The sequence below is a fragment of the bacterium genome, assembly GCA_026398675.1.
Taxonomy (GTDB): domain Bacteria; phylum RBG-13-66-14; class RBG-13-66-14; order RBG-13-66-14; family RBG-13-66-14; genus RBG-13-66-14.
The window spans coordinates 1-4,356 of sequence record JAPLSK010000230.1 but is presented as its reverse complement, the minus strand read 5'-3'; the positions used below and the strand labels follow the sequence as shown (position 1 = coordinate 4,356).

Below are 4,356 nucleotides of genomic sequence, written 5' to 3'. Positions count from 1 at the left end.
TCGGGCTGGCCGCGCCCCAGGTGGGCCGCAACGTCCGGCTCGTCGTGGTCCACCCCCGACTCATTCCGGGCATCGCCTCGGACGAGGATACCGCGCCGGTCTCCCTCGTCAACCCCGAGTACGAGCCGCTTGGGGAGCTGTTCTCCGACAAGGAGGGCTGCCTGAGCCTGCCCGAAATCTACGGCCGGGTGGCCCGCTACGAGAGGGTCCGCCTCCGGGCGCGGGACACGGACGGCGGGGAGCTGGACTTCGAGCTCGAGGGGTTGGCCGCCCGCGCGATTCAGCACGAGGTGGACCACCTGAACGGCGTCCTCTTCGTGGATCGCCTGTCCAAGGCCCAGCGGATGCTTTTCCACCGCAAACTCAAGGCCCTGGCCGCCCAGACGAAGCGCGGCTGGCGAAGAATCGTTCCCGACGACCTGGGGGAGTGATGGGACCCAGGCTGGTATTTTTCGGCACGCCGCCCGTCGCGGCCCGCGCCCTCGAGGCCCTCGTAAACGGCCTCCACTTCAGCCTTCTCCCGGCGTACCGCGGCGCGGCCCCGGTGAACTGGGCCCTGGTTGACGGCGTGGATGTGACCGGCGTCACCGTCCAGCGGATGGTGAAGGGAATGGACGCCGGGGACGTGGTCCTCCAGCGCGAGCTCGCCGTCGGGCCCGACGAGACGGCCCCGGAGCTTTTCGAGCGCCTGACGGCCCTGGGCCTCCCCCTCCTGGCCGAGGCGGTAAAGCTGGTTTGTTCCGGGGACGACGACCGGACGCCCCAGGACGAGTCCCGCGTCACCTTCGCGCCGCTCATGAAGCGGGAGCACGGCGGCCTGGATTTCACCCGTCCGGCGCGGGTGCTCTACGACCGCTGGCGGGGATTGTTGCCCTGGCCCGGCGTCTTCTGTCTTCTGGGGGACGAAACGCTCAAGGTCCACCGCTGCCGTCCGGTTCCGGAACGCACAGCCGAGCCGCCGGGTGCGGTTTTCAGTTGCACCGACGACGGCTGGCTCACGGCTTGCGGTGGGGTCACGGTCCTGGAGATTCTCGAGGTCCAGGCCGGCGGCTCCCGGCGGCTTTCGGCCAAAAATTTCGCCAACGGCCGGCGCCTGAAACCTCCCTTTCGCCTCACCCCGGTCGTCCCCGCCGCGCGCGCGTAGCCCCTTGCCCCGACCGGGCATCTCGGTTATACTTTTTGAAAATATCACCCATTTTATAACCCGTCGAACGATGCGACCCACTATCTTTACCCTTCTGCTTACCCTCGCCCTGACATCCCGGCCGCTCTCGGCGCAGGAGGTCGAGGTCTACGAGTTCGTCGCCGACCCCATCGTCATCTCCGCGCCCCAGAGCCGGGTTGACCCCGGTCTTTTCCGCGCGCCGACCGGGGCGGACTCGCCCGAGGAACGGCTTCAGGCCGGTTTCGACGCCTTCGCCGCGGGCGATTACACCCTTGCCCTGGCCCGCTTCCGCGAGGTGGACCGGGACCACCCCTTCTACCCCAACGCCCTCTACGGCAAGGCGCTCTGCCTGGACTACCTCGGCCGGCCCGAGGAGGCGCTGTACGAGTACAACCGGCTGATCCTCTTCTCGTCGCAGCTTCCCGAGGGGGACGAGGGGAGGCTCTGGCGCCCGGTGGCGCTGGAGTCCCTGGTCCGCCTGCTGTACTTCAACCCACCGGACGACCCGCTCGAATACCTCCAGCGGATTCTGGACGCCCTTAACTACAAGGACGCCCTGTTCATCCTCGGCGGCGTTTACCGCGAGTACGGCGACTACGCCGGGGCGCTCGGCGTTTACGATAATCTTTACGCCCACGCGCCGGACGTGCGGACGAACGCGCGGCTCCTTTTCGCCATGGCGGAAACCAACGAGCTCGCGGCCACGCTCTCCGACGACCCCGGGACCGTTATTAACGAGGCGATGGACCTCTACCGGCAGGTGGTCGAGCGCGGGGAGGAGCTTCTGGGAGAAAGTCCCGAGGACGAGGAGGTGGCGTACTGCGTGGTCCGCTCTCTCGGGCGCCTGGGACTCCACCACCAGGAGCTGGCGGAACGCTACAACTACGGCGGGGCTTCGTACCTGCCCGAGGTGGACCGCGAGGCCGAGTTGGAGCTCCTGATCGAGGAGACCGCCGCCTCCGCCACCGACCGCTCCTACATCTACTCCCGCAATCGCATCACCCGTTTCCTCGACAACTACATCGGGGTCATAGCGTACATTTACAGCGTCCACGTGCCGGTCAGGGACCCGAACCACCGCGTCGAGGTGCAGATAACCATCGAGCCCGACGGCGCCGTGTCCGACGTGCAGCTTCTCTCCAGCAACACCCCGGAGTATTTCACCGACCGGCTGCTGGATTTGATCGCCGCCTGGCGCTTTCCCCCGGGACGCCGGCGGGTGGTGGCCGTGTACCCCAACTGATCCGGCCGGCCTTTCTCCTCCCCCTCCTCGCTGCCTGTGGGCCGCAGACGGGCACCGTCGAGCACCCCGGCCTGGAGAAGGAGCTGGCCCGGCTGGAGTACGAGCAGGCCGCCGATTATTACGGTGCCTACATCGAGCGCATAGACGAGTTCCCGACGCTCAAGGAGCGGATTCCCCCCGAGGAGCTGGCGCTGGTGGGCTACAGCTACGGCCAGTGCCTGGCCGAGCTGGCCTTCGCAGAGCCGGTGGATGCGAGCGGGGCGGCGAAGTCCAAGGCCTCGCGCCTGTTGGAGATGGCCGGGGACGCCTTCCTCCTCGCCGCGGAGCAGAATCTGGTAGAGTACGTCCAACCGGCGGTTTATTCCGCGGTCCGCGTGTACAAGCAAGCGCTGGACCTGGAGGAGGGAGACCGGTCCGGCCTGGCCTCCAGGACCCTGGCCGCCTGCGCGACCTATTTCGACGAGAAGAAGGCCCGCCCCGCGGCATTCGACCTGCCCGAGGACGACGCCGACATCGCCCTGGTCAACGTCGAGCTTTTATACCGTTCCGGTGAGGACGACCGGGCCGAGGAGTTCCTGGGCCGCTTCCTCACCGATTACCACCCCGAGCTTGACGCGGAGGCGCGCCGCGTCAGCCAGGCGTCGCTCCTGGCGCGGCTGGGGGACCAGACATTCGACGCCGGTCTCTACGACAAGGCCCGGGAGATGTACCTGCGCGCCTGCGGGATGGTGGACCCGAAGAAGGAGCCGGAGCTGACCGAACGGTGGTCCTCCAACTCCAGGGTGGCCCAGTACCACCGGGCCCTGGCCCTCGAGTCCGAGGTGCCGCAGGTTCCCGCCGTCTTCCTCGACGAGGCGTCGAGGGAGAAGCTGGACCGGGTGCTGGAATCTTACGCCGATCTGGTCGAGAAGTACCCGGAGCACGAGGTGGCCGTGGCGGCCTTATACCGGCGCGGGCTCATCTTCCAGCTCTGGATCTCCGACTCCGCGGCGGCCGAGACGGAGTACGCCCGACTGGCGGTGGCGTACCCCGACGACGACCTGGCGCCCGCCGCCCTTCTCCGCGCCGGGCTGATGGCCGAAACGGCCGAGGGATGGCCCCGGGCAAGGGAATACTATGACGATTTAGAGAATCGGTACGGCGACAGCCCCGAGGCGGAGCTCGTCCCCCTGCGCGAGGCGATTCACGGGAGCGATGCCGACGGCCTGGACCGGTTCATCGCGCGCCATACCGACGACCCGGCGTTCTACATCTGGGTCGGCGAGGCCTACGCCGCCCTGGGCCTTCTGGCCGAGGGGGAGGGTGACCCCGACCGGGCCCTCGAGCTCTACACCCGGGCCGTCCGGGAGCACTCCCGCAAGGCGGTCAACCGCTACGGCAGCCCCGCCATCGCCCACGCCTACTACGTTTACGGAGAGCACGGTTTTCAAGAGTACATGGGTGTGACCGTAGGCGGCGACCTTACCGAGGTCAGGGCGCAACTGGAGCGTAAAACGTCGTTGATGGACCAGGCCGCCATCGGCTTCTCGGGCGCGGCGTCCTTCGGCGAACCGGCCCTGGTGGCCGAGGCACAGCTAAAGGCCGCCCGGGTCTTCGAGGAGTTCGCGGAAATGCTCCAGGACGTGGTCATCAGCGGCGGGGCGTCCGACGAGGATATAAAACAGGCCTATTTCGCCATCAACGACCGAACCTACTTCTACCTCGTCGCGGCGCGGGAGGCATACAAAGCCGCCCTCTCCAGCGCCAGCCTGGAACCCGAGGGTGAAACCTTCAGCCTTGCGGGCGAAGGCTACCGGCGGCTGGTGGAGATAACCGGCGAGGAATGAAATCCGTTGAGACAAGGGGCCCTCCGTCGGCGGACGACGGGCGAAGCGACGCGCTGGACGCGGTGGCGGGCGTGCCGGGGTGCGGGGTCGTGGCGTGGGCGGAGGCGAGCGCCGCCGACGGC

4 protein-coding genes are annotated in these 4,356 nt (G+C 67.9%); all 4 read left to right on the top strand.

The window, feature by feature from the left end:
* Positions 1-431: peptide deformylase (def, locus tag NTW26_07310; GenBank protein MCX7022064.1), on the top strand; the 431-nt coding region annotated here is incomplete at its 5' end.
* Positions 431-1,144, top strand: coding sequence for a methionyl-tRNA formyltransferase (locus NTW26_07305; protein MCX7022063.1), 714 nt, complete (start codon positions 431-433; stop codon positions 1,142-1,144). The genes def and NTW26_07305, both read left to right, overlap by 1 nt.
* A gap of 70 nt (positions 1,145-1,214) precedes the next feature.
* Positions 1,215-2,408, top strand: a complete 1,194-nt coding sequence (locus NTW26_07300; GenBank protein MCX7022062.1) for a tetratricopeptide repeat protein — start codon at positions 1,215-1,217, stop codon at positions 2,406-2,408.
* A 194-nt stretch (positions 2,409-2,602) separates the two neighbouring features.
* Positions 2,603-4,234: a hypothetical protein gene (locus NTW26_07295; protein MCX7022061.1), complete on the top strand. Its 1,632-nt coding sequence runs from the start codon at positions 2,603-2,605 to the stop codon at positions 4,232-4,234.
* The last annotated feature ends 122 nt before the right edge of the window (positions 4,235-4,356 follow it).